The 20,114-nt window shown below is 72.8% G+C and carries 19 protein-coding genes; 1 reads left to right on the top strand and 18 read right to left on the bottom strand.

Features of this window, described 5'->3' with window-relative positions; all coding sequences use genetic code 11:
- Positions 1-186: 186 nt before the first annotated feature.
- The 18 genes from ACZ9QC_RS37960 to pdhA form a co-directional block, all read right to left on the bottom strand.
- The gene (locus ACZ9QC_RS37960; protein ID WP_472917235.1) at positions 187-2,253 is read right to left on the bottom strand and encodes an iron ABC transporter permease; all 2,067 of its coding nucleotides are present in this window, start codon (positions 2,251-2,253) and stop codon (positions 187-189) included.
- An 87-nt stretch (positions 2,254-2,340) separates the two neighbouring features.
- Positions 2,341-3,318 (bottom strand): ABC transporter substrate-binding protein, encoded by a 978-nt coding sequence (locus ACZ9QC_RS37955; RefSeq protein ID WP_472917234.1) that lies wholly within the window; start codon positions 3,316-3,318, stop codon positions 2,341-2,343.
- Positions 3,315-4,184: an ABC transporter ATP-binding protein gene (locus tag ACZ9QC_RS37950; protein WP_472917233.1), complete on the bottom strand. Its 870-nt coding sequence runs from the start codon at positions 4,182-4,184 to the stop codon at positions 3,315-3,317. The genes ACZ9QC_RS37955 and ACZ9QC_RS37950 overlap by 4 nt, the downstream gene beginning before the upstream one ends.
- Before the next feature lie 114 nt (positions 4,185-4,298).
- On the bottom strand, positions 4,299-5,501 hold the full coding sequence (locus tag ACZ9QC_RS37945) for a cytochrome P450 family protein (protein WP_472917232.1): 1,203 nt from the start codon (positions 5,499-5,501) through the stop codon (positions 4,299-4,301).
- A 185-nt stretch (positions 5,502-5,686) separates the two neighbouring features.
- On the bottom strand, positions 5,687-6,454 hold the full coding sequence (locus ACZ9QC_RS37940) for an enoyl-CoA hydratase/isomerase family protein (RefSeq protein WP_472917231.1): 768 nt from the start codon (positions 6,452-6,454) through the stop codon (positions 5,687-5,689).
- A gap of 8 nt (positions 6,455-6,462) precedes the next feature.
- Complete coding sequence (gene paaE, locus ACZ9QC_RS37935) at positions 6,463-7,578, bottom strand: 1,2-phenylacetyl-CoA epoxidase subunit PaaE (RefSeq protein ID WP_472917230.1); 1,116 nt, start codon at positions 7,576-7,578, stop codon at positions 6,463-6,465.
- Positions 7,578-8,090, bottom strand: a complete 513-nt coding sequence (gene paaD / locus ACZ9QC_RS37930) for a 1,2-phenylacetyl-CoA epoxidase subunit PaaD (RefSeq protein ID WP_472917229.1) — start codon at positions 8,088-8,090, stop codon at positions 7,578-7,580. The genes paaE and paaD overlap by 1 nt, the downstream gene beginning before the upstream one ends.
- Positions 8,084-8,911: a 1,2-phenylacetyl-CoA epoxidase subunit PaaC gene (gene paaC / locus ACZ9QC_RS37925; protein ID WP_472917228.1), complete on the bottom strand. Its 828-nt coding sequence runs from the start codon at positions 8,909-8,911 to the stop codon at positions 8,084-8,086. The genes paaD and paaC overlap by 7 nt, the downstream gene beginning before the upstream one ends.
- Before the next feature lie 10 nt (positions 8,912-8,921).
- Positions 8,922-9,215: a 1,2-phenylacetyl-CoA epoxidase subunit PaaB gene (gene paaB, locus ACZ9QC_RS37920; protein ID WP_472917227.1), complete on the bottom strand. Its 294-nt coding sequence runs from the start codon at positions 9,213-9,215 to the stop codon at positions 8,922-8,924.
- Positions 9,212-10,195 (bottom strand): 1,2-phenylacetyl-CoA epoxidase subunit PaaA, encoded by a 984-nt coding sequence (gene paaA, locus ACZ9QC_RS37915; RefSeq protein ID WP_472917226.1) that lies wholly within the window; start codon positions 10,193-10,195, stop codon positions 9,212-9,214. Before paaA ends, paaB begins: the two co-directional genes overlap by 4 nt.
- Before the next feature lie 82 nt (positions 10,196-10,277).
- Positions 10,278-11,099: an enoyl-CoA hydratase/isomerase family protein gene (locus ACZ9QC_RS37910; RefSeq protein ID WP_472917225.1), complete on the bottom strand. Its 822-nt coding sequence runs from the start codon at positions 11,097-11,099 to the stop codon at positions 10,278-10,280.
- Complete coding sequence (locus tag ACZ9QC_RS37905; protein ID WP_472917224.1) at positions 11,096-11,950, bottom strand: 3-hydroxyacyl-CoA dehydrogenase family protein; 855 nt, start codon at positions 11,948-11,950, stop codon at positions 11,096-11,098. The genes ACZ9QC_RS37910 and ACZ9QC_RS37905 overlap by 4 nt, the downstream gene beginning before the upstream one ends.
- Positions 11,947-12,693 (bottom strand): enoyl-CoA hydratase/isomerase family protein, encoded by a 747-nt coding sequence (locus tag ACZ9QC_RS37900; RefSeq protein WP_472917223.1) that lies wholly within the window; start codon positions 12,691-12,693, stop codon positions 11,947-11,949. Before ACZ9QC_RS37900 ends, ACZ9QC_RS37905 begins: the two co-directional genes overlap by 4 nt.
- Positions 12,690-13,913, bottom strand: coding sequence for a thiolase family protein (locus ACZ9QC_RS37895; RefSeq protein WP_472917222.1), 1,224 nt, complete (start codon positions 13,911-13,913; stop codon positions 12,690-12,692). Before ACZ9QC_RS37895 ends, ACZ9QC_RS37900 begins: the two co-directional genes overlap by 4 nt.
- Entirely contained in the window at positions 13,906-15,606 is a 1,701-nt protein-coding gene (gene paaN / locus ACZ9QC_RS37890) for a phenylacetic acid degradation protein PaaN (RefSeq protein ID WP_472917221.1), read from the bottom strand. Before paaN ends, ACZ9QC_RS37895 begins: the two co-directional genes overlap by 8 nt.
- A gap of 167 nt (positions 15,607-15,773) precedes the next feature.
- A complete protein-coding gene (locus ACZ9QC_RS37885) occupies positions 15,774-17,303 on the bottom strand; it encodes a dihydrolipoamide acetyltransferase family protein (RefSeq protein WP_472917220.1) in 1,530 nt (509 codons plus the stop codon).
- Positions 17,300-18,364: an alpha-ketoacid dehydrogenase subunit beta gene (locus ACZ9QC_RS37880; RefSeq protein ID WP_472917219.1), complete on the bottom strand. Its 1,065-nt coding sequence runs from the start codon at positions 18,362-18,364 to the stop codon at positions 17,300-17,302. The genes ACZ9QC_RS37885 and ACZ9QC_RS37880 overlap by 4 nt, the downstream gene beginning before the upstream one ends.
- A 3-nt stretch (positions 18,365-18,367) precedes the next feature.
- Complete coding sequence (gene pdhA / locus ACZ9QC_RS37875; RefSeq protein ID WP_472917218.1) at positions 18,368-19,489, bottom strand: pyruvate dehydrogenase (acetyl-transferring) E1 component subunit alpha; 1,122 nt, start codon at positions 19,487-19,489, stop codon at positions 18,368-18,370.
- Between the two features lie 129 nt (positions 19,490-19,618).
- Between pdhA and ACZ9QC_RS37870 the strand changes: the two genes are divergently transcribed.
- Complete coding sequence (locus ACZ9QC_RS37870) at positions 19,619-20,110, top strand: Lrp/AsnC family transcriptional regulator (RefSeq protein WP_184897500.1); 492 nt, start codon at positions 19,619-19,621, stop codon at positions 20,108-20,110.
- Positions 20,111-20,114 lie beyond the last annotated feature (4 nt).

The following is a 20,114-nucleotide window of genomic DNA, read 5'->3' as shown; positions in this document are numbered from 1 at the left end:
CGGACAACGACCGGGCCCGCAACTCCGGGCGACGGCCGCCCGGCACCTCCCCAGACGGCCGACCCGCACGTCCGAGCGACGGCTGCCCCACATCCCCGGACGACGACCCACCCGCAACCCCGAGCGCCGGCTGCCGCGCGCCCTCGGACGTCGACCGGCCCACGACCCCGGCGACGGCCGTGGGGGCTAGCGTCGGGTCCGGATCAGCAGGTGGAGGAAGTACGGCGTGCCGATCACGGCGGTCATGAGGCCGGCGCCCAGCTGGGCGGGGGCGATCACCGTGCGGCCGAGGAGGTCCGCCGTGCAGACGAGGGTGGCCCCGAGGAGGACGGCGACCGGGACCACCCGCACGTGCCGTCGGCCCACCAGGGCCCGCGCCGCGTGCGGTGCGACGAGACCCACGAAACCGATGGTGCCGGCGGAGGCGACGGCGGTCGCGCTGAGCAGGACGGCCACCGTCAGGAACCCGAGTCTGGCCCGGGACAGCGGCAGCCCCAGCAGGCGGGGGGTGTGCTCGTCCAGGGAGACCAGGTCCAGTTCGGTACGGCGGGCGACCGCGACGACGAGCCCCACCGCCACCACACACGCGACGGGCAGCACATCCGGCATGGTCCGGCCGTACGTCGAACCGGACAGCCAGGTCAGCGCCTTGGTGGCGTTGAAGGGGTCGGTGAGCACGATGAGCAGGCTGATCAGTGCCGTGGTGGCGGCGGCCACGCCGATGCCGACGAGGACCAGCCGGTTCTGCTGGTAGCCGCCCCGGGCGGCGAGCCCGAAGACGAGCGCCGAGGCGAGGGCGGCGCCCGTGAACGCGGCGCCCGCGATGCCCCAGCCCCCGACGACGGGCACGGTGGTGACGAGCAGGACGGCGCCGAGCGCGGCCCCGCCGGAGACGCCCAGGATCGCCGGCTCCGCGAGCGGGTTGCGGGTCACAGCCTGCACCAGCGTGCCGGCCAGGGCGAGCGCCGCGCCCGCGCAGAGGGCCGCGAGAACGCGCGGCACCCGGGTGTCCAGCACGAAGGACACCGTTCGGCCCGCCCGTCCCCGCACCCAGTTCGCGACGTCTCCGAGCAGGAGGGTGCTGTCGCCCAGCAGGACGCCGGCGACGATGACGCCCACCGTCACAGCCGCGAGGACGCCCACGATGACCAGGAACGCCGTTCGGCTGGGGATGCGCATTCGGTCGGGCGCCTCGGCTCCGGAGGTGTCGCGCAGCCTGAGCGCCATGACCACCAGGAACACGGCGCCGATCAGGCTGGTGACGACGCCGGTGGGTACGGCGACCGCCGTGTCGGCGGGGACGAGGGCGCGGAGCAGGACGTCTGACCCGACGACCAGCGCGGCCCCGACCAGACCGGCCGCGGGCAGGGAGCCCCGGGAGCGGGCGAAGCCCCGGAAGCGGCGGGCGAGGGGACGCACCAGTGCCGGTGCGCACAGGCCGACGAAGCCGATGGGCCCGGCGAGGGTGACGGCCGCCGCAGACAGCAGGGTCGCCAGGACGACGACCGTCACCCGCGTGGCGCGGACCGGGACGCCGAGCCCGCGCGCGGCGTCGTCGCCGAGGGCGAGCGCGTCGACCCGACGGGCCGTCAGCAGCAGGCCGACGAGCCCGATCGCGGCGACCGGCAGCATCTGCAGGACACCGTCGAAGCCGTTCTGGCCGATGCTGCCCTGGTTCCACTGGTAGAGGCCCTCGGTCTGCTGCGGGAACAGCAGCAGCAGTCCCTCGGTGAGGGAGTTCAGGCCCAGCATCAGGGCGGTGCCCGCGAGCACGAGCCGTACGGTGCCCGTGCCGAGGCCGGAGAGGGAGAGCACGACGGCCGCGGCCAGCAGCCCGCCCACGAACGCGACGCCGGAGGAGGCGAGCAGGGGCAGCGACACACCGGTGACGCCAACGATGCCGAGCGCCAGGTAGGCACCGGCGTTCACGGCGAGGGTGTCGGGCGAGGCGAGCACATTGCGGCTGACGGCCTGCAGCACTGCCCCGGCGACACCGAGCAGGACGCCGACGAGGATCCCGGCGGCCATCCGGGGCAGCCGGGAGGCGATCACGACGGACGCGTCGCCGGGGTCGGCGCGGCCGGTCAGGGCCTTGAGCACCTCGCCCGGCCCGACGGCGGCCGTGCCCTGGGTGAGGTCGACGACGGCGAGGGCGGCGACCAGGAGGACGAGCGCGGCCGTCACCGCGGCCGCACCCGTCCGGGTCGCCGCTGTCGACGGACGGGGGGCGGGGGAAGTCGCGGTGACGGCCATGGCTCCGTGCTTCTGCTTCGTCTCTTCTGCTGTGTCAGTACTGCATGCGTGTCAGTACTGCTGTGTGTCGTTGCTGCTGCGTCCCTGCTACTTCGTCAGCGCGTCCACGAGGGCGTCGATGTACGCCTCCATCGACCCCGGGCCGCCGAACATCCAGATGCCGTCGGGCAGTCGGTGCACATCGCCGGACTTCACGAACGCGAGGGACTTCCACACCGCGTTCTTCGCCAGTTCGTTGCTGAAGGGGTTGCTGGTCTCGTCCTCGTCGTTGCCTATGTAGGCGAACTGGACGTCCTTCGGCAGGCCGGTCAGACCCTCGACGTCGGTGGTGCCGAGCCCGTAGTCGGCGTCGCCCTTCACCTTCCAGGCGTTCTTCAGACCGAGCCTCTCGTTGACGGCGCCGATCAGCGAACCGCTGGTGTAGGGGCGCAGGGAGACCTGGTTGGAGGCGACGTAGCCGTCGGCGAAGGCGATGTCCGTGCCGTCGAGACCGGCGTCGGCCAGGGCCTTCCTGCCCTCGGCGACCTTGGCCTCGAAGCTCTTCCGGGCGCTCTCGGCCTTGTCGGTGGTCCCGGTCGCCTTGGCGATGAGGTCGAGGTTGTCCAGCATCTGCCCGATCTGGTCGGAGGCGTCCGCGGACTGGATCCCCAGCACCGGGGCGATCTCGCGCAGTTGCTTGACGGCGGCGGGCGCCAGGTCGGAGGAGGCCACGATCAGGTCGGGCTCGAGGGAGGCGATGGTGTCCATGCTCGGCTCGCCGCGCGTGCCGATGTCCTTCGGCTCGTTCTTCAGCGGCACGGCCTGGTCCCAGGTCCGGTAGCCCTTGACGTCCGCGACGCCGACGGGGTCCACGCCGAGGGTCAGGAGGAATTCGACCTCGTTCCACTCGGTGGCGACGACCTTGGTGGCCGGGCCGTCGAGTTCGACCTTCTTGCCGGTGGAGTCGGTGAGGGTGATGGCCTCGGAGGTCTTCTCGGTGCTGTCGGCGGCGGGCTCGGTGGTACCGCAGGCGGCGAGGGTGAGGGCCGCGACGACGGTGGCCGCGGGGAGCAGGAGACGTCTCATGAGGTGGTGCGGAGCCTTTCGCTTCGGGTGGTGCGGGTGTGGTGACGACCGACCGGGCGGGTGCGCAGCCGGCCGGTGAGGGGGTCGGTGTCGACATCGATGCGGATGCCGTAGACGGCGGTCAGCCGTTCCGGCGTCAGGACGTCCTCGGGGCGGCCCTCGGCGACGATCCGGCCCGCTTCGAGCAGGGTGATCCGGTCGGCGACGGCCGCCGCCTGGTCGAGGTCGTGCAGGACGACGCCGACGGCGATGCCGTGGTCGTCCGCCAGGTCGCGGACGAGGTCGAGGAGTTCGACCTGGTAGCGCAGGTCGAGATAGGTGGTCGGCTCGTCCAGCAGGAGCACGCCGGTCTCCTGGGCGAGACAACTGGCGAGCCACACCCGCTGCAACTGCCCGCCCGACAGATGGTCGGCGCCGCGCTCGGCAAGGTCCGCAACGCCGGTCAGCGCGAGAGCCCGGTCGACGGCGGCCGTCGCGTCGGGATCCCTGCGGCCGAAGCGGCCCCGGTACGGGTACCGGCCGAACTCGACGACGTCACGCACGGTCAGTCCGCTGGGCGTGGGCCGGCCCTGGGTCAGCAGGGCGACGTGTCGCGCGAACTCACGGGAGGTCAGGGCGAGTCCGTCGGTGTCGGCGTCGATCCGGAGTGCGGCGTGGCGCGGCCGTTGCAGCCGGGCGACGGTCCGTAGCAGCGTCGACTTGCCGCTGCCGTTGGGACCTACCAGTGCGGTCACCTCGCCGGGCCGGAGCGCGATCGCGACGTCGTGCACGACATCGACGCCGTCGTACGACACGGTCACGCCCGTGGCCGACAGGGCATGCCCGCGTAGCCTCGGGGTGTCGGCTGCTTCCTCACCAGATCCCACATGCGAAGGTTAGCCTAACCTAAATAGCGGCTGGCAAGGGTCCCCCTTCGGCCGGATTCAGCCGGTCGTCGAGCGTCATCGCGTCCGCACGAAGGAGGGCGTCCGGCGCCCCCTTCAGAACCGCACCGGCAGTTCGAGCAGACCGCGGGCCCGCATGGACGGCCGCCAACGCACCTCGTCCGGGGCGATGTCGAGGGCCAGACCGGGGAACCGGTCGAGGAGCGCGGCGAGGGCGATCTCGGTCTCCATCCGGGCCAGCGGCGCGCCGAGGCAGTAGTGGATGCCGTGGCCGAGGGCGAGATGCCCGGTGGCGTCGCGGCCGATGTCGAGCCGGTCGGGGTCGGTGAAGCGGTGCGGGTCCCGGTGCGCGGCGGCCAGGGACAGCAGGACGGTCTCACCGGCCGGGACGACCACCCCGCCGATGGTGACGTCCTCGACGGGGAAGCGCCGGATGGCCAGGGGCACGGGACCGTCGTAGCGGGCCAACTCCTCGATCGCGCCGCTCAGTCGGCCGGGGTCGGCACGCACGGCGCGCAGTTGCCCGGGGTGGCGGAGCAGGGCCAGGGTGGAGTTGCCGATGAGGTGGACCGTGTTCTCGTATCCCGCGAACAGGATCAGGAAGGCGAGGGACATGAGTTCGTCCTCGCTGAGCCGGTCCTCGTCGTCGCGTACGGCGATCAGCGCGGAGAGCAGGTCGTCGGACGGCTCGGCGCGCTTGCCCGCGATGAGCAGGGTGAAGAAGCCCAGCATGTCGCGGACGGCCTCCTTCGCGCGTTCCGGTCGTGTCGGGTCCGGGGCGATCAGGGTGTCGGTCCAGGACCGGAAGTCGTGCCGGTCGTGCGGGGCCACGCCGAGCAGGTCGCAGATCACGCTGATCGGCAGGGGTGCGGCGTACGAGGCGATGAGGTCGGCCCGCCCGTGCGGTTCGACGGCGTCGAGCAGCGCGTCGGCGGTCCGCCTGATGGGGTCGCGCAGGCCGGCGACACGGCGCGGGGTGAACGCCTGGGACACCAGGCGCCGGATGCGGGTGTGGTCCGGCGGGTCCATGTTCAGCAGGTTCGCGTCCAGCGCCGGCGGAAGTGCGAGCCCGTGGTAGCCGCCGGGGGTCGCGTTGCGCTTGTCGAGGGAGAGCCGGGGGTCGGCGAGGGCCTGGCGCACGTCGTCGTACCGCGTGACCAGCCAGGCGGGAAGCCCGTCCGTCCCGGCGATCCGGTGCACCGGCCCGGCCTCCCGCAGCCGCGTGTACACCGCGTAGGGGTCCGCGACGAGTTCGGCGGGATCGACGAGGGGCGGCTGCTCGGGCGTTGTGGTCGACATGGGGCTCCACCCTAGTCAAGATCGCCTCTCGGAACGGCGCTCCGACGGCAGAACGCGACCGGCGGACAAGCCTGCCGGATGCCGGCCGGCCCGGTAACCCCCGCCCGGCCGGCGGGACGACCCGTGATGCCGGCCGGGGGTTACCAGGCCGGCCGGCGCGACCGACCGTTCCGAGCCGCATTCAGTCAGAGAAACGTCGCCCTGCCAGGGCCCTCCTCGACGAAGCTGCGCATCCCCCGCTCGCGGTCCTCCGTCGCGAACAGGCCCGCGAACCAGTTGCGCTCGATGCTGAGACCGGTGTCGAGGTCGGTCTCCAGGCCCCGGTCGATCGACTCCTTGGCGGCCCGCAGCGCGAGTGCGGGGCCCTTGGCCAGCCGGGCGGCCCAGTCCCGCGCGTGCGCGTACACCTCGGCGGCCGGAACCACGAGGTCCACCAGGCCGATCCGAACGGCCTCGTCAGCCTTGACCGTCCGGCCGGTGAAGATGAGGTCCTTGGCCTTGGAGGGGCCCACGAGCCGGGACAGGCGCTGGGTACCGCCCGCGCCGGGGATCAGTCCGAGCAGGATCTCGGGCTGGCCGAGCCTGGCATGGTCGGCGGCGATCCGATAGTCGGCGCAGAGGGCCAGTTCGCAGCCGCCGCCGAGTGCGTAACCGGTGATCGCGGCGACGACCGGCTTGGGTATGCGAGCGACAGCGGTGAAGGCATCCTGGAGCGGCCGCGAGCGCCTGACCATGGCCGCGTGGTCGAGGAGCTCCATCTCCTTGATGTCCGCGCCGGCCGCGAACACCTTCTCGCCGCCGTGAAGGATCACCGCCCGGACGTCGTCCCGCTCGGTCACCTCCGCGGCGAGCTCGCCGAGCCGGTCCTGGGTGGCGATGTCGAGGGCGTTCATCGGCGGGCGGTCGAGGCGGATCGTGCCGACACCGTCGGCGACTTCCAGACGCACGGACATGGGCTTCCTCAGCTGTCGAAGTCGACGGTCAGCGTCTCGGAGACGGGGAAGGTCTGGCAGGTCAGCACATAGCCGGCCTCGACCTCGGCGGCTTCGAGGGCGAAGTTGCGGCGCATGTCGGCCTCCCCTTCGGTGACCAGGGCGCGGCAGGTGCCGCACACACCGCCCTTGCAGGCGAAGGGCAGGTCCGGGCGCGTCCGCTGGGCACCGTCCAGCAGCGTGGCCGCGCGGGGCAGCGCGGCGGTGGTGGACCGGCCGTCGAGCGTGACCGTGACCAGGCTGACGGGGCCCTCGGCGACGGCTTCCTCGTGCCGCCGCGTCTGCCGTACCGGCGCGTCGTCCGCGTGGAACAGCTCCTGGTGGATACGGGTGTCGGGCACCCTCAGGTCGGCCAGGACCCGTTGCGCGTCGCGGACCATGCCGTGGGGCCCGCACAGCCACCAGTGGTCCGCCGCGGTGACGTCGACGAGGCCGCCGATGAGGGCGCAGAGGCGGTCGGTGTCCAGGCGGCCGGAGAGCACCTCGGCCTCGCGGGGTTCGCGGGAGAGGACGTGGGCGAGCTGGAAGCGCGCCGGGTACAGGTCCTTGAGGTCGGCGAGTTCGTCGGCGAACATGACCGATCCGGTGCGGCGGTTGCCGTAGAACAGCGTGACCCGCGAGCGGTCGTCGGCGGCGAGAACCGACTCGGCGATGGAGAGCATGGGGGTGATGCCGGACCCCGCCGCGACGAGGACGTGGTGGCCGGGCGCGGTGAGTTCGGGGGTGAAGGCACCGGTCGGGGCCATCACCTCCAGGGTGTCGCCGGGCCGTACGTCGTGGACCAGCCAGGAGGAGAACAGCCCGCCGGGCACTTCGCGCACCCCGATGCGCGGTCGTGCGCCCACCGGCGAACAGATCGAGTAGGAGCGACGCTCGTCCCGCCCGTCGACCTCGCGGCGCAGGGTGAGCGACTGGCCCGGGGCGAAGGTGAACTCCTCCGCCAGGTCGTCCGGGATGTCGAAGCCGATCGCGACCGCGTCCTCGCACAGCCGCTGCACGGCGGCCACGCGCAGGGGGTGGAAGGCCGGGCGACGTCGCCGCACGGGCACGGCGGCGGAGGTGCCGGGTGGCAGCAGGTCCTCCATCAGATCTCCTTGACGTACTCGAAGGGTTCGCGGCAGGCGCGGCAGCGCCACAGCGCCTTGCAGGAAGTGGCGCCGAAGCGGGAGGTCTCCTGCGTGTCGGCCGAGCCGCACCAAGGGCACGGCACTGCGGGGCGGATGGGTGACAGCGTCAGCGGCACCGGGCCGGAGGAGGGTCGCGGCGCCGGCCCGGGGGGCGCGATGCCGTGCTCGGCGAGGGTGCGGCGGCCGCTCGGTGTGATCCAGTCGGTGGTCCAGGGCGGGTCGAGCACCGTGCGCACCCGGACCGCGTATCCGGCGGCTGTGAGGCGCGCGGCCACGTCGGCGCGCATCTCGGCCATGGCCGGACAGCCGGAGTAGGTCGGGGTGAGGCTGACGACGACGGTCCCGTCCTCACCGGCCTCGACGCCCCGCAGCACGCCGAGGTCGGCCAGGGTCAGCATGGGCAGCTCGGGATCCGGCACGGACGCGGCGATGCGACGGGCACGGCGCACATCCGTCGGTACGGTCACCATGTCGCGTCCGGGTGGGCACGGGCCACGCTCTGCAACTCGGCCAGCAGCGGGGCGAGGTGCGCGCCGTGCTTGCCGTCGCGGCCGGCGCCGGACAGCGGCCGGTAGACCGGCATCGGCAGTCCGGCCGCCTCCGTGACCTGCTTCAGCACCGCTCCGACTTCGTCCCGGACGTCATACGCGGTGAACAGCTCTTCCATGTACGGCGCGACCTGCTCCAGCGCGTCCCGCATCCGGTGACGCGACTCGGCGGTGCCGTCGCCCAGCCGTACGGCCCATTCGGCGGCGTACTGCCGGTGGTAGCTCAGCTCCTTGACGCCCTTGGCGGCGATCGCCGCGAGGACCGGGTCCGGGTGCGTGGCCAGCCGCTCGAAGTGCGCGAGCCTCCAGGTGGACAGGACCAGCAGTCGGGCGATCGAGAACGCGAAGTCTCCGCAGGGGAGTTCGGCGAGGCGTACGTTGCGGAAGTCGTCGGGGTCGCGGAAGTAGGCGTAGGCGTCCTCGCCGCGTCCGCTGCCGTCGACCTGCCCGGCACGGGAGTACAGCAGACGGGCCTGGCCGAGCAGGTCGAGCCCGATGTTCGCCAGGGCCACCTCCTCCTCCAGCTCGGGCGCGCGGGTGGTCCATTCGGCGAGCCGCTGGGCACTGACCAGGGCATCGTCGGCCAACGCGACACAGACGGCGGCCAGTTCGCCGCTGTCGACGCCGTCGGGCACCGCGGTGTCCACACCGTGCAGGGGGTCCTCGAAGCCGGTGCCGTACGCCCAGCGGGTGTCGTCCTCGTGCCCCTCGGCCAGGGTCAGGTAGACGTGGTCGTCACTCATACCCTGCTCCTCAGATGTGCGGGACGTCGTCGGGGATGTCGTAGAACGTGGGATGGCGGTACACCTTGTCGGCGCTCGGCTCGAAGAAGGGGTCCTTCTCGTCACGGGTGGAGGCGGCGATGTACTCGCTGCGCACGACCCAGATCGACACGCCCTCGTTACGGCGGGTGTACAGGTCACGGGCGTGCGTGAGCGCCATCTGGTTGTCGGCGGCGTGCAACGAGCCCACATGGACATGGTTCAGACCGCGCTTGCCCCGCACGAACACCTCGTACAGCGGCCAGTCGTTCTTCTCGGTGGTCATGCCACCGCTCCCTTCTGCGTACGGGCCGCCTGCTTGGCGGCGTGGGCGGTGGCCGCCTCCCTGACCCAGGCGCCCTCCTCATGGGCAGCCCGGCGCCGGGCGACGCGCTCGGCGTTGCGGGGCCCGTCGCCGGAGATCACTCTGGTCAACTCGTCCCAGTCGGGGGTGCCGAAGTCGTGGTGGCCGCGCTCGGCGTTCCAGCGCAACTCGGAGTCGGGCAGGGCGACGCCGAGCTTCTCCGCCTGCGGGACCGTCATGTCGACGAACCGCTGCCGCAACTCGTCGTTGGAGTGCCGCTTGATCTTCCACGCCATCGACTGCGCAGAGTTCGGCGAGGCGTCATCGGGCGGACCGAACATCATCAGCGACGGCCACCACCAGCGGTCCACCGCGTCCTGCACCATCGCCCGCTGCTCGCCGGTGCCACGCATCATCGTCAGCAACAGCTCATAGCCCTGCCGCTGATGGAACGACTCCTCCTTGCAGATCCGCACCATCGCCCGCGCATACGGCCCGTAGGAACTGCGGCACAGCGGCACCTGGTTGCAGATCGCGGCCCCGTCCACGAACCAGCCGATCACCCCGACGTCGGCGAAGCTCAGGGTCGGGTAGTTGAAGATCGACGAGTACTTCTGGCGCCCCTCGATCAGCCGCCGCGTGAGATCCGCACGGTCCGCACCCAGCGTCTCCGCAGCCGAGTACAGATACAGCCCATGCCCCGCCTCGTCCTGCACCTTGGCGAACAGAATCGCCTTACGGCGCAACGACGGCGCACGCGTGATCCACTCCCCCTCCGGCTGCATGCCGATGATCTCCGAATGCGCGTGCTGCGCGATCTGCCGCACCAAGGTCCGGCGATACCCCTCCGGCATCCAGTCACGCGGCTCGATCCGCTGGTCCCGCGCGATCGTCGCCTCGAAATGCTCCTGGAGCTCCGGTTCTGCGCGGCCCGCCGACGCGTCGGCGTATGTCGCGGACATCTCCCCTACCTTCCCTACCGAACATTCGTTCGGCCTGCGTCATGGTTGAGTTCTCCGTGCTACGGCAGGTGCCGCAGTCGGGTCAGCGTCCGGCGAAGGACGGCTGCCGGCCTTCGAGGAAGGCCCGTACGGCAGCCCGGTGGTCCTCGGTGGAGCCCAGTCGTTCCTGGGCCGCCGCTTCGCGTTCCAGGACGACGGGCAAGGGCGCTCCGTCGGCCCGGAGGAGCGCCTTGACCTCGGCGTACGCGGCGGTGGGACCGGCGGCGAGGCGCTTGGCCAGAGCCAGGCCCTCCGCAGCGGCGCCGCCGTCCGGCACGACGCTGTGGACCAGGCCCCACCGCTGCGCCGCTTCCGCGTCGAAGCGGTCGCCTAGCAGCATCAGGGCGGCGGCCCGCGACGGACCGACCGCCTGCGCCAGGGCCCCGCTCAGACCGCTGTCGGCGGCCAGGCCGATCCCGGTGAATGCGGTCGCGAAGCGGGCGCCGGCTCCGGCGACCCGTAGGTCGGCACAGAGCGCGAGCCCCAGTCCCGCTCCGACGCAGGCACCCTCGACGGCCGCGACCACGGGCTGCGGCAGCGTGCGCAGTTCCTCGACGAGCGGGTTGTACTCGTCCCGGACGATGGCGAAGGCGGAGGCGGGTGCGCTCTCCAGCGCCCGTGCGTGCTCCTTGAGGTCCTGTCCGACGCAGAAGTGCCGGCCCTCGGCGGTGACCAGCACCGCCCGGACGAGGTCGCCGTCTTGGCGCACCCGGCGTACCGCGGCGATCAGTCCGGCGCGCAACGACACGTCCAGGGCGTTTCCCGCGGAGGGCCTTCGGAGTTCGATGACGGCGACGCCGCCGTCCAGGGTGTAGCCGATGCCGTGCCCGGTCTCGTCGGCCGAAGGCCGGTTCGTGGCGCTCATTCCCATGTGTAGAAGCCCTTTCCGGTCTTGCGGCCGAGCTCGCCGAGGGCGACCTTCTCCCGCAGCAGCCGGGGCGGGGCGAAGCGTTCGCCGAGCGTGGCGTGCAGGTGCTCGGCGATGGCGAGGCGTACGTCGAGCCCGACCAGGTCGGTCAGGCGCAGCGGCCCCATGGGGTGCTTGTAGCCGAGCCGCATGGCGTCGTCGATGGCGTCCGGTTCGGCGACGCCCTCCTCGACCATGCGGATCGCCTCCAGGCCCAGGGCCAGGCCGAGGCGACTGCTGGCGAAGCCGGGCGAGTCCTTGACGACGACGTCCTTCTTGCCGAGGCAGCGGGTCCAGCCGAGGGCCGCCTCGACGGTGTCGGCCCCGGTGCCGGGTGCGACGACGATCTCGACCAGTTCGGAGGCTGGCACGGGGTTGAAGAAGTGCATGCCCAGGAAGCGGTCGGGCCGGGTGAGGGCGGCGGCGAGGTCGGTGACCGACAGGGAACTGGTGTTGCTGGCCAGTACCGTGCCGGCGCTCACCGCCTGCTCCGCGGCGGTGAGGATCCGGGCCTTGAGCGCGGCGTCCTCGGGGACGGCCTCGACGACCAGGTCGGCGTGCGCGGGCAGGGCGTCGACGGACGGGACCGTGGTCACCCGGGCCAGCACCGCCTCCGCGGGCTCGCCCAGTGCGCCGCGCTCGGCTGCTCGGCTCAGTCCGGCGGCGACGCGGTCCAATGCCGCGGCCGCGGCCTGTTCACCGCTCTCCACGACGGTCACGGCCGATCCGGCCGTCGCGAAGGACTGTGCGATACCGGCGCCCATACGGCCGCCGCCGATGACCCCGACGACTGCGGGTGCTGAGGTCATGCCCGGCTCCTCTTCTCCAGGAAGCGTGTCATGCGGTCCTTCTTGTCCTGTCCCTCGAACAGCACGGCCTGCGCCAGGTCGTCGACGGCCGGATGGGCACCGGGTGCGTCGACGACGAGCTTCGTCAGCCGCAGCGCGGTGGCGGAGGAGCGGGCCATGCGGTCGAGCAGGGCGTGCGCCCCGTCCAGCAGCTTCTGAGCCGGTACGACGTCGATGACCAGCCCCGCCGCCAGTGCCGCGGCCGCGTCGAGGTTCCGCCCCGCCAGCAGCATCTGCTTGGCGACGGACTCGCCGACCAGCTCGGGCAGCCACCGGCAGGCCCCGGCCGCGGCGAGGATGCCGAGCCCCGGCTCGGGGTTGCCGAAGACGGCGTCCGGACCCGCGATGCGCAGGTCGCAGGCGTACGCCAGTTCGGCTCCGCCGCCCAGGGCCCAGCCGTCGACGGCCGCGAGCGTGGGCATGGGGAGTCGGCGCACGCGCTCGAACAGGCGGCTGTTGATGCCCTGGAGGGCTTCGTCGCGGCCCCGTCGCAGCAGTTCGGCGATGTCGGCGCCGCCCGCGAAGACACCGCCGTGCCCGGTGAGCAGCAGCAGCTTCGGATCGGCTTCCAACAGAGCGCACACCTCGTGCAGCTCGGCGATCATGCGGCCGCTGATGGCGTTGCGGGCCTCGGGCCGGTGCAGGGTGACGACGACCCGGTCTTCTCGCTCCTCGACGAGCAGCGTCTCGTAGGCGGTGCTCACACCCGCTCCACGAGCATGGCGACGCCCTGGCCGACTCCCACGCACAGGGTTGCCAGGCCCCGGCGGGCGTCCTCGCGCTCCAGCCGGCCGAGCAGTGTCAGCAGGATGCGGGCACCGGAGCAGCCGAGGGGATGGCCGAGCGCGATGGCACCGCCGTCGGCGTTGACCCGCTCCTCGTCGAGCCCGAGACGGCGTGTCACGGCCAGCGCCTGGGCGGCGAACGCCTCGTTCAGCTCGACCGCGTCCAGGTCGCCCGCCTGCCAGCCGACGCGGGCCAGGGCCTTCTGTGTGGCGGGCACCGGGCCGAGGCCCATGATGTGGGGCTGGACGCCGGCCGACGCGGAGGTGACGATCCGCGCCCGCGGGGTGAGCCCGTACCGCCGCACCGCCTCGGCGCTCGCGACCACCAGGGCGGCGGCGCCGTCCGACAGCGGCGAGGAGGAGCCGGCGGTGACGATGCCGTCCTCGCGGAAGATGGTCCGCAGCGCGCCGAGCCTTTCCAGCGTCGTGCCGGGACGCGGCCCCTCGTCGCGGGTGACCTCGCCGTCCTTCACCGGGACCGGCACGATCTCGCGGTCGAAGCGCCCCGCCTCCTGTGCCGCCACGGCCCGCCGGTGACTGCGCAGGGCGAACGCGTCGGACTCGAGGCGGGTGATGCCGTGCAGGGCCGCGACCTCCTCGGCCGTCTCCCCCATCGTGAGGGTCACCTTGACCGTCTCGGGACCGGCCCCCGCGGGCACGGCCCGGTCGGCGGCGGCGAAGCGCGGGTTGGTGAAGCGCCAGCCCAGTGAGGTGTCGTGCACCTCCCCCGGCTTGGCCCAGGGGGTGCCGGGTTTGGCCATCACCCAGGGGGCGCGGGTCATGGACTCCACCCCGCCCGCGACCACCAGGTCCGCTTCCCCGGAGCGGATCGCCTGGGCGGCGCTCGCGACAGCGGTCAGCCCGGAGGCGCAGAGCCGGTTGACCGTGTAGCCGGGGACGGTGTGCGGCAGCCCCGCCAGCAGTACGGCCATGCGCGCCACGTCCCGGTTGTCCTCGCCCGCCTGATTGGCGGCCCCCAGGACCACCTCGTCCACGGCCTCGGACGGGATCCCCGCGCGGCGCACCGCCTCACCCACCACCAGGGCGGCCAGGTCGTCGGGACGTACGTTGGCCAGTGCGCCGCCGTAGCGGCCCTGGGGGGTGCGCGCGCCGTCGATCAGGAAGACGTCGTCAGACATGGGCGGGCTCCTCGGCGGGGGCGTGGCGGCGGGACTGGACCACCGAGAAGCGGCCGGTGACGAAGGCCGGGTCGGTGAGGGCGGCGTTGGCGGCGGGGTTGGCCGCGGTGCCGTGGAAGTCGCTGAAGGCGGCGGACTGGTTGACGAAGACGGCGCCGGTCAGGTTCTCCGACAGGTGCACGCCCGCGTCCAACGCGGCCTCGCGGGTCGCCTCCAGCACGTCGGCGTCGGTGGTGTACACCGAGGCGGTCAGCGCGCCGTGGCGGCGGACTGTGCCGTGCAGGAGCCGCAGGCCGTGCGCGGTGGAGTCGGTACCGATGACGAACGCGACGGGTCCGAACCACTCCCTGGTGTACGTCTTCTCGTCGGCCCCGGCGTCCAGCCGGGCCACCAGCGGGGTGCGGACGACGGCTTCCGGGTGCTCGGGGTGCACCAGCTTCCGGGAGGGGTGCGTGATACGGCCGTCGAGGACCGTCGCCGCCTCCTCCAGCCCGTTCAGGACGCCCTCGTTCACGATCGCGCCCAGGGTGCCGACGGCACGCGCGGGGTCGCCGAGCAGGTTGTCCAGCGCCGTGCCCAGGTCGCCGGCGAACTCGTCGGCCGTGCGCGGCCCCTGGTCGGTGGTGAAGCCCTCGCGCGGGACCAGGATGTTCTGCGGGGTGGTGCACATCTGACCGCTGTAGAGGGCGAGCGAGAAGGCCAGGTTGCGCAGCAGCCCGGCGTAGTCGTCGGTGGAGTCGACGAGGACGGTGTTCAGTCCGGCCTTCTCGGTGTGCACGGCGGCCTGGCGGGCGTTGGTCTCCAGCCAGTCGCCGAACTCGCTGGACCCGGTGAAGTCCACGATGCGCACGTCGGGGTGCGTGGCCAGGGCGGGGGCGGTGCGTTCGCCGGGGCGCTGGGCGGCGAGCAGCACCACATCCGGGTCGAATCCGGCCTCCGCCAGGACCTCGCGGGCGATGCGCACCGTGATGGCCAGCGGCAGCACGGCCCGCCGGTGCGGCTTGACGACGACCGGGTTGCCGGTGACCAGGCTCGCGAACAGGCCCGGGTAGCCGTTCCAGGTGGGGAAGGTGTTGCAGGCGATCAGCACGGCGACGCCGCGTCCGACCGGGGTGTAGGTCTTGTCCATGGCGAGCGGGCCGCCCCGGCGCTGCGGCTTGCTCCAGCGCGTGGTGTCCGGGTGGCGCTTCTGCTCGTACCAGGCGTACGCCACCGCTTCGAGCCCGCGGTCCTGGGCGTGCGGGCCGCCGGCCTGGAAGGCCATCACGAACGGCTGGCCGGTGGTGTGCTGGACGGCATGCGCGATCTCGAAGCTCGCCGCGTTCAGCCGGGCCAGGATCTCGGCCGCGACCCCGGCGCGGGTGTCGGGGCTCGCGGCGCGCCATGCCGTGGCGGCGGCCTTGGCCGTGGCGACGGCCGCGTCGGGTGCGAGGTAGGGGTAGCTGACGCCGAGCGGGAAGCCGTAGGGCGAGAACTCGGTGGCGGGGACGGTGCCCGCGCCGGGATGTCCTTCGAGGGGGAAGGGGTTGCCGAGGAGGACGCGGAAGGCGGCCTCACCCTGCTGGGGCGCCTCGGCTCCGTAGGCGGAGGTGCTGGGTGTCTCCGGGTACGGCGTCCAGTAGCCGCGGTCGGCGGCGTGCTCCACGGCCTGCTGGAGCAGGTCCGCGTGGCGGGCGTAGAAATCGGTGGGCATCGGGAAACTCCTGGCCGAACGTTCGGTAGGTAGGTGGGTGCGGTCCGCCACGGGGCGGAGGCAGGGCGGGGCGGGGAGACAGGGGCTGGGAGGCGCGGGGGCTGGGAGGCGGCAGGCCCGGAGCAGGCGATGGACCGGGGTGGGCGCCTACGGGTGAGGCCGGCGGATCAGACGTCCGCGAGCAGGATCGCCGGGCGCTCGACGCAGTCGGCCACGAAGCGCAGGAAGCCACCGGCCACTCCGCCGTCACAGACCCTGTGGTCGAAGCTGAAGGAGAGCTGTGTGACCTTGCGGACCGTCAACCGGCCGTCCACGACCCATGGTTTGTCGACGAGGCGGCCGACGCCGAGCAGGGCGGCCTCCGGGTGGTTGATGATCGGTGTGGATCCGTCGACGCCGAACACCCCGTAGTTGTTGAGGGTGAAGGTGCCTCCGGTCAGCGCGGACGGGGGCAGGTTCCCGCCGCGGGCGAGCTCGGTCAACCGGGCGATTTCGGCGGCCAGTTGGACGGTCGTCATGAGGTGGGCGTCGCGGACGACCGGGACGACCAGCCCGCGTTCGGTCTGGGCGGCGAAGCCCAGGTGCACCTGGCCGTGGCGGAGGATCTCCCGGCGCTCGGTGTCGACGGTGGAATTCAGTTCGGGGAAGCGGCGCAGCCCGGCGACACAGATGCGGGCGAACAGCGCCAGCAGACCGATGCGCGTGCCGGAACCGGCGGACTCCAGCGCTTTCTTGGCCTCCAGCAGCCCGGTCGCGTCCACGTCGACCCAGGTGGTGGCGTCGGGGATCTCGGTCCGGCTGCGGGAGAGCTTGTCGGCGACGGCCCGGCGGACTCCGCGCAGGGGGATGCGCTCGGTACCGGCCGCCGTGGTCGGCGCCTGCGGTGTGGGGACGGGGGCCTCGGCCTGGTGGGCCGGGCTCGCGGCCTGCCCGGCGGCCCGGGCGACGGCCTGCTCGACGTCCCTTCTGAGGACGACTCCCGCCGGCCCGGAGGGTGACAAGCCGCCGAGGTCGACGCCGTGGTCCCGGGCCATCCTGCGCACGAGGGGCGAGATCACCCGGGGGGCGTGCGCCGTGACGGCGGTGGGGGTGGCGGTGGCCGAGGTGTCCGGTGCGATGTGCGACGCGGATACGGAGCCGCCCGCCGGTACGGCACTGTCGACCGCTCCGGATCGCTGCGCGGCACCGGCAGCGCTCCCGGCGGCTCCGGCAGGCGCGGCGCCCGCGGACGGGCTCGCCGCCGCGGCACCGCGACGACGGCGGCGGCGCGAGGTCGTCGGGCCGTGGCCGGTGCCGTAGCCGATCAGCACATTGCCGGATCCGGCCTGTTCCTCCTCCCGGTAACGCTCCGCCGCCGCGTCGGCCGTCTTCACCGGCTCCGGTGCGCCACCCGCCTCCTCGGACCGGGGCCCGCCCACGGCCCCGTCGGCCACGGCGGGGGCTCCCGCCCCCACGGTGATCAGCGGCTCCCCCACCGGCAGCGCCGTGCCCGCCTCCGCGTGCAGCCGGAGCACCGTGCCCGCGTACGGGACCGGCACCTCGACCGCGGCCTTGGCGGTCTCGACCTCGACCACGACCTGGTCGACGGTCACGGTGTCGCCGACGGCGACCTTCCACTCGACGATCTCCGCCTCGGTCAGCCCTTCGCCGAGGTCGGGCAGCCGGAACAGCTGCTCCGGACGCGTTGCGGTGGTCATGCGACCGCTCCCTTCAGAAGGTGCCGGGTGTCCGGTTCGTCACCGAACTGGAGGCGGTCGACGGCGTCGAGGATCCGGTCGACGCCGGGCAGATGCGCGTGCTCCAGCTTCGGCGGCGGATAGGGGATGTCGAAGCCGGCCACGCGCAGGACGGGCGCGGCGAGCGAGTGGAAGCAGCGTTCCTGGACGCGCGCGGCGATCTCCGCCCCGACCCCGGCGAAACCCTGAGCCTCCTGCACGACCAGGCAGCGCCCGGTCCGCCGTACGGAGGCCGTCACCGTCTCGTCGTCGAAGGGGACGATCGTGCGCAGGTCGACCACCTCCAGCTCGATGCCCTCGACCGCGGCGGCCTCGGCCGCGGCCAGGGCCACCGGGACCGACGGCCCGTAGGCGACGACCGTGGCGTCACGGCCCTCCCGCCGTATCGCCGCCCGCCCGAACGGCAGCGCGCCGCGCCGCGCCAGGTCGGTGTCCTCGCGCGACCAGTAGAGCTTCTTCGGCTCCAGGAAGACCACCGGGTCGGGGTCGGCGATGGCGTCCCTCAGCAGCCAGTACGCGTCCTCGGCGGTGGCCGGGGTGACGACCTTCAGGCCGGGGGTGTGGGCGTAGTACGCCTCGCTGGAGTCGCAGTGGTGCTCGACACCGCCGATGCCGCCCGCGTACGGGACGCGGATCACCAGCGGCAGCGAGAGCCGTCCCCGGGTCCGGTTGCGCAGCTTGGCGACGTGGGAGGCGATCTGCTCGAACGCCGGGTAGGCGAAGGCGTCGAACTGCATCTCCACCACGGGTCGGAAGCCGCCCATCGCCATGCCGACGGCGAGCCCTACGATGCCGGCCTCGGCGAGCGGGGTGTCGAAGCACCTCTCCTCGCCGAAGTCGCGGGTCAGTCCGTCGGTGATGCGGAAGACGCCGCCGAGCGGGCCGACGTCCTCGCCGAAGACGAGCACACGGTCGTCCTCGCGCAGGGCGTCGCGCAGGGCGGTGTTGAGCGCCTGCGCCATGGTGACCTTGGTGGGCCCGGTGGCCTCGGTGGGCCCGGTGGCCTCGGTGGTCTCGGCCATGGGTCAGTCCTCCTGGGTCAGGGCGGTCTCGGCGAGCTCGGCCGCCAACTGGGCGCGCTGCTCGCGCAGTTGCGGGGTGGGCTCGGCGTAGACGTGGTCGAACAGCTCCAGCGGGTCGGGGGCGGTGTCCGTGTTCATGCGGGTGCGCAGGTCCGCGGCCAGGGCTTCCGCCTCCTCCCGTATCGCGGCCGTGTCGGCGTCGGTGAGGGCGCCACGGGCCCGCAGGTGTGCCTCCAGTCGGCTGAGGGGGTCCGCGGCGCCCCAGCGCTCGACCTCCTCGGCGTCGCGGTAGCGGGTCGCGTCGTCGGCGTTGGTGTGCGCGTCCATGCGGTAGGTGTGCGCCTCGACCAGGACGGGGCCGTGCCCGGCGCGGGCGTGCGCGACGGCGTCGGTGAGCACCGCGAGCACGGCGACCAGGTCGTTGCCGTCGACCTGCTCGGAGCGCACCCCGTAGCCGATGCCCTTGTAGGCGAGGGCGGGTGCCGCGGTCTGCCGGGCCAGGGGGACGGAGATCGCGTACTTGTTGTTCTGGACGAAGAAGACGACCGGCGCGCGGAGGACGGCCGCGAAGTTCAGCGCCTCGTGGAAGTCGCCCTCGCTGGTGGCACCGTCGCCGATCAGGGCCATGGCCACGCCGTCCTCGCCCTTGCGGCGCTGCGCCTCGGCCATGCCGGTGGCGTGCAGCACCTGGGTGGCCAGCGGGGTGCACTGGGGGGCGACGCGGGTGGCGGCGGGGTCGTAGCCGCAGTGCCAGTCGCCGCGCAGCAGGGTGAGCACCTCGACCGGGTCGATGCCACGGGTGACCAGGGCGACGGAGTCCCGGTAGGTCGGGAACACCCAGTCGTCCGGGCGCAGCGCGAGCACGGCGCCGACCTGGCAGGCCTCCTGGCCCCGGCTGGACGGGTAGACGGCGAGCCGCCCCTGCTTGGTGAGCGCGGTGGCCTGGGTGTCGAAGCGGCGCCCCAGGACCATCCGCCGGTATGCCTCGCGCAGGGCCTCCACCGAGGGCTCGCGGTAGCCGGCCGGGGGCTTGGCCACGGGGGTGCCGTCCTCGGCCACGAACCGCACCGGGGTGAGGGACGGCAGGAGGCCCTGGACCGTCTGTCGGAGGCTCTTCACGGACATGGAGGGCGCTCGCTTTCTCTGGACGCTTGACAGGAGAATGGTGACGACGTGGGAATATGTGTTCAAGACTTCGCGTGAACCGCAGATGAAATGCCGAATCCTCAGGTTCTGGAGAGCAATGTGTCTGAGATGGACTCGCCGACGGGGCCCGTGCCCGGACGAACTGCCGTCCCGCTCGACGACACCGACCGCCAGATCCTGGCCCGGCTGCTGAAGGACGCCCGCCAGTCGGTCCGCGCGCTGGCCGAGCAGGTGCACATCTCGCGTGCCAACGCCTACACACGCATCGGCAGGCTGCTGTCCGAGGGGGTGATCACCGGCTTCACCGCGCAGCTGAACCCCAAGCGGGCCGGCCTCGGCACGAGCGCCTATGTCACCCTGAGCACCGAGCAGGCCGCCTGGCGGGACATCTCGCGTGAGCTGCGCGACATCCCGTACGTGGAGCATGTCTCCCTGGTGACGGGCGACTTCGACGTCCTGGTACTGGTGCGCGCGCCGGACAACGAGGCGCTGCGCTCGGTCGTGCTGGAGAGGATCCAGGGGGTTTCCGGGGTGCGTTCGACGCGGACCTGGCTGGTGTTCGACGAAGTGCGGGGGCGCGGGGCGGACTGGACGGGCTGACCGG

It is taken from the genome of Streptomyces sp. HUAS MS02, assembly GCF_055702265.1.
This window is presented reverse-complemented; position numbering and strand designations above follow the sequence as displayed.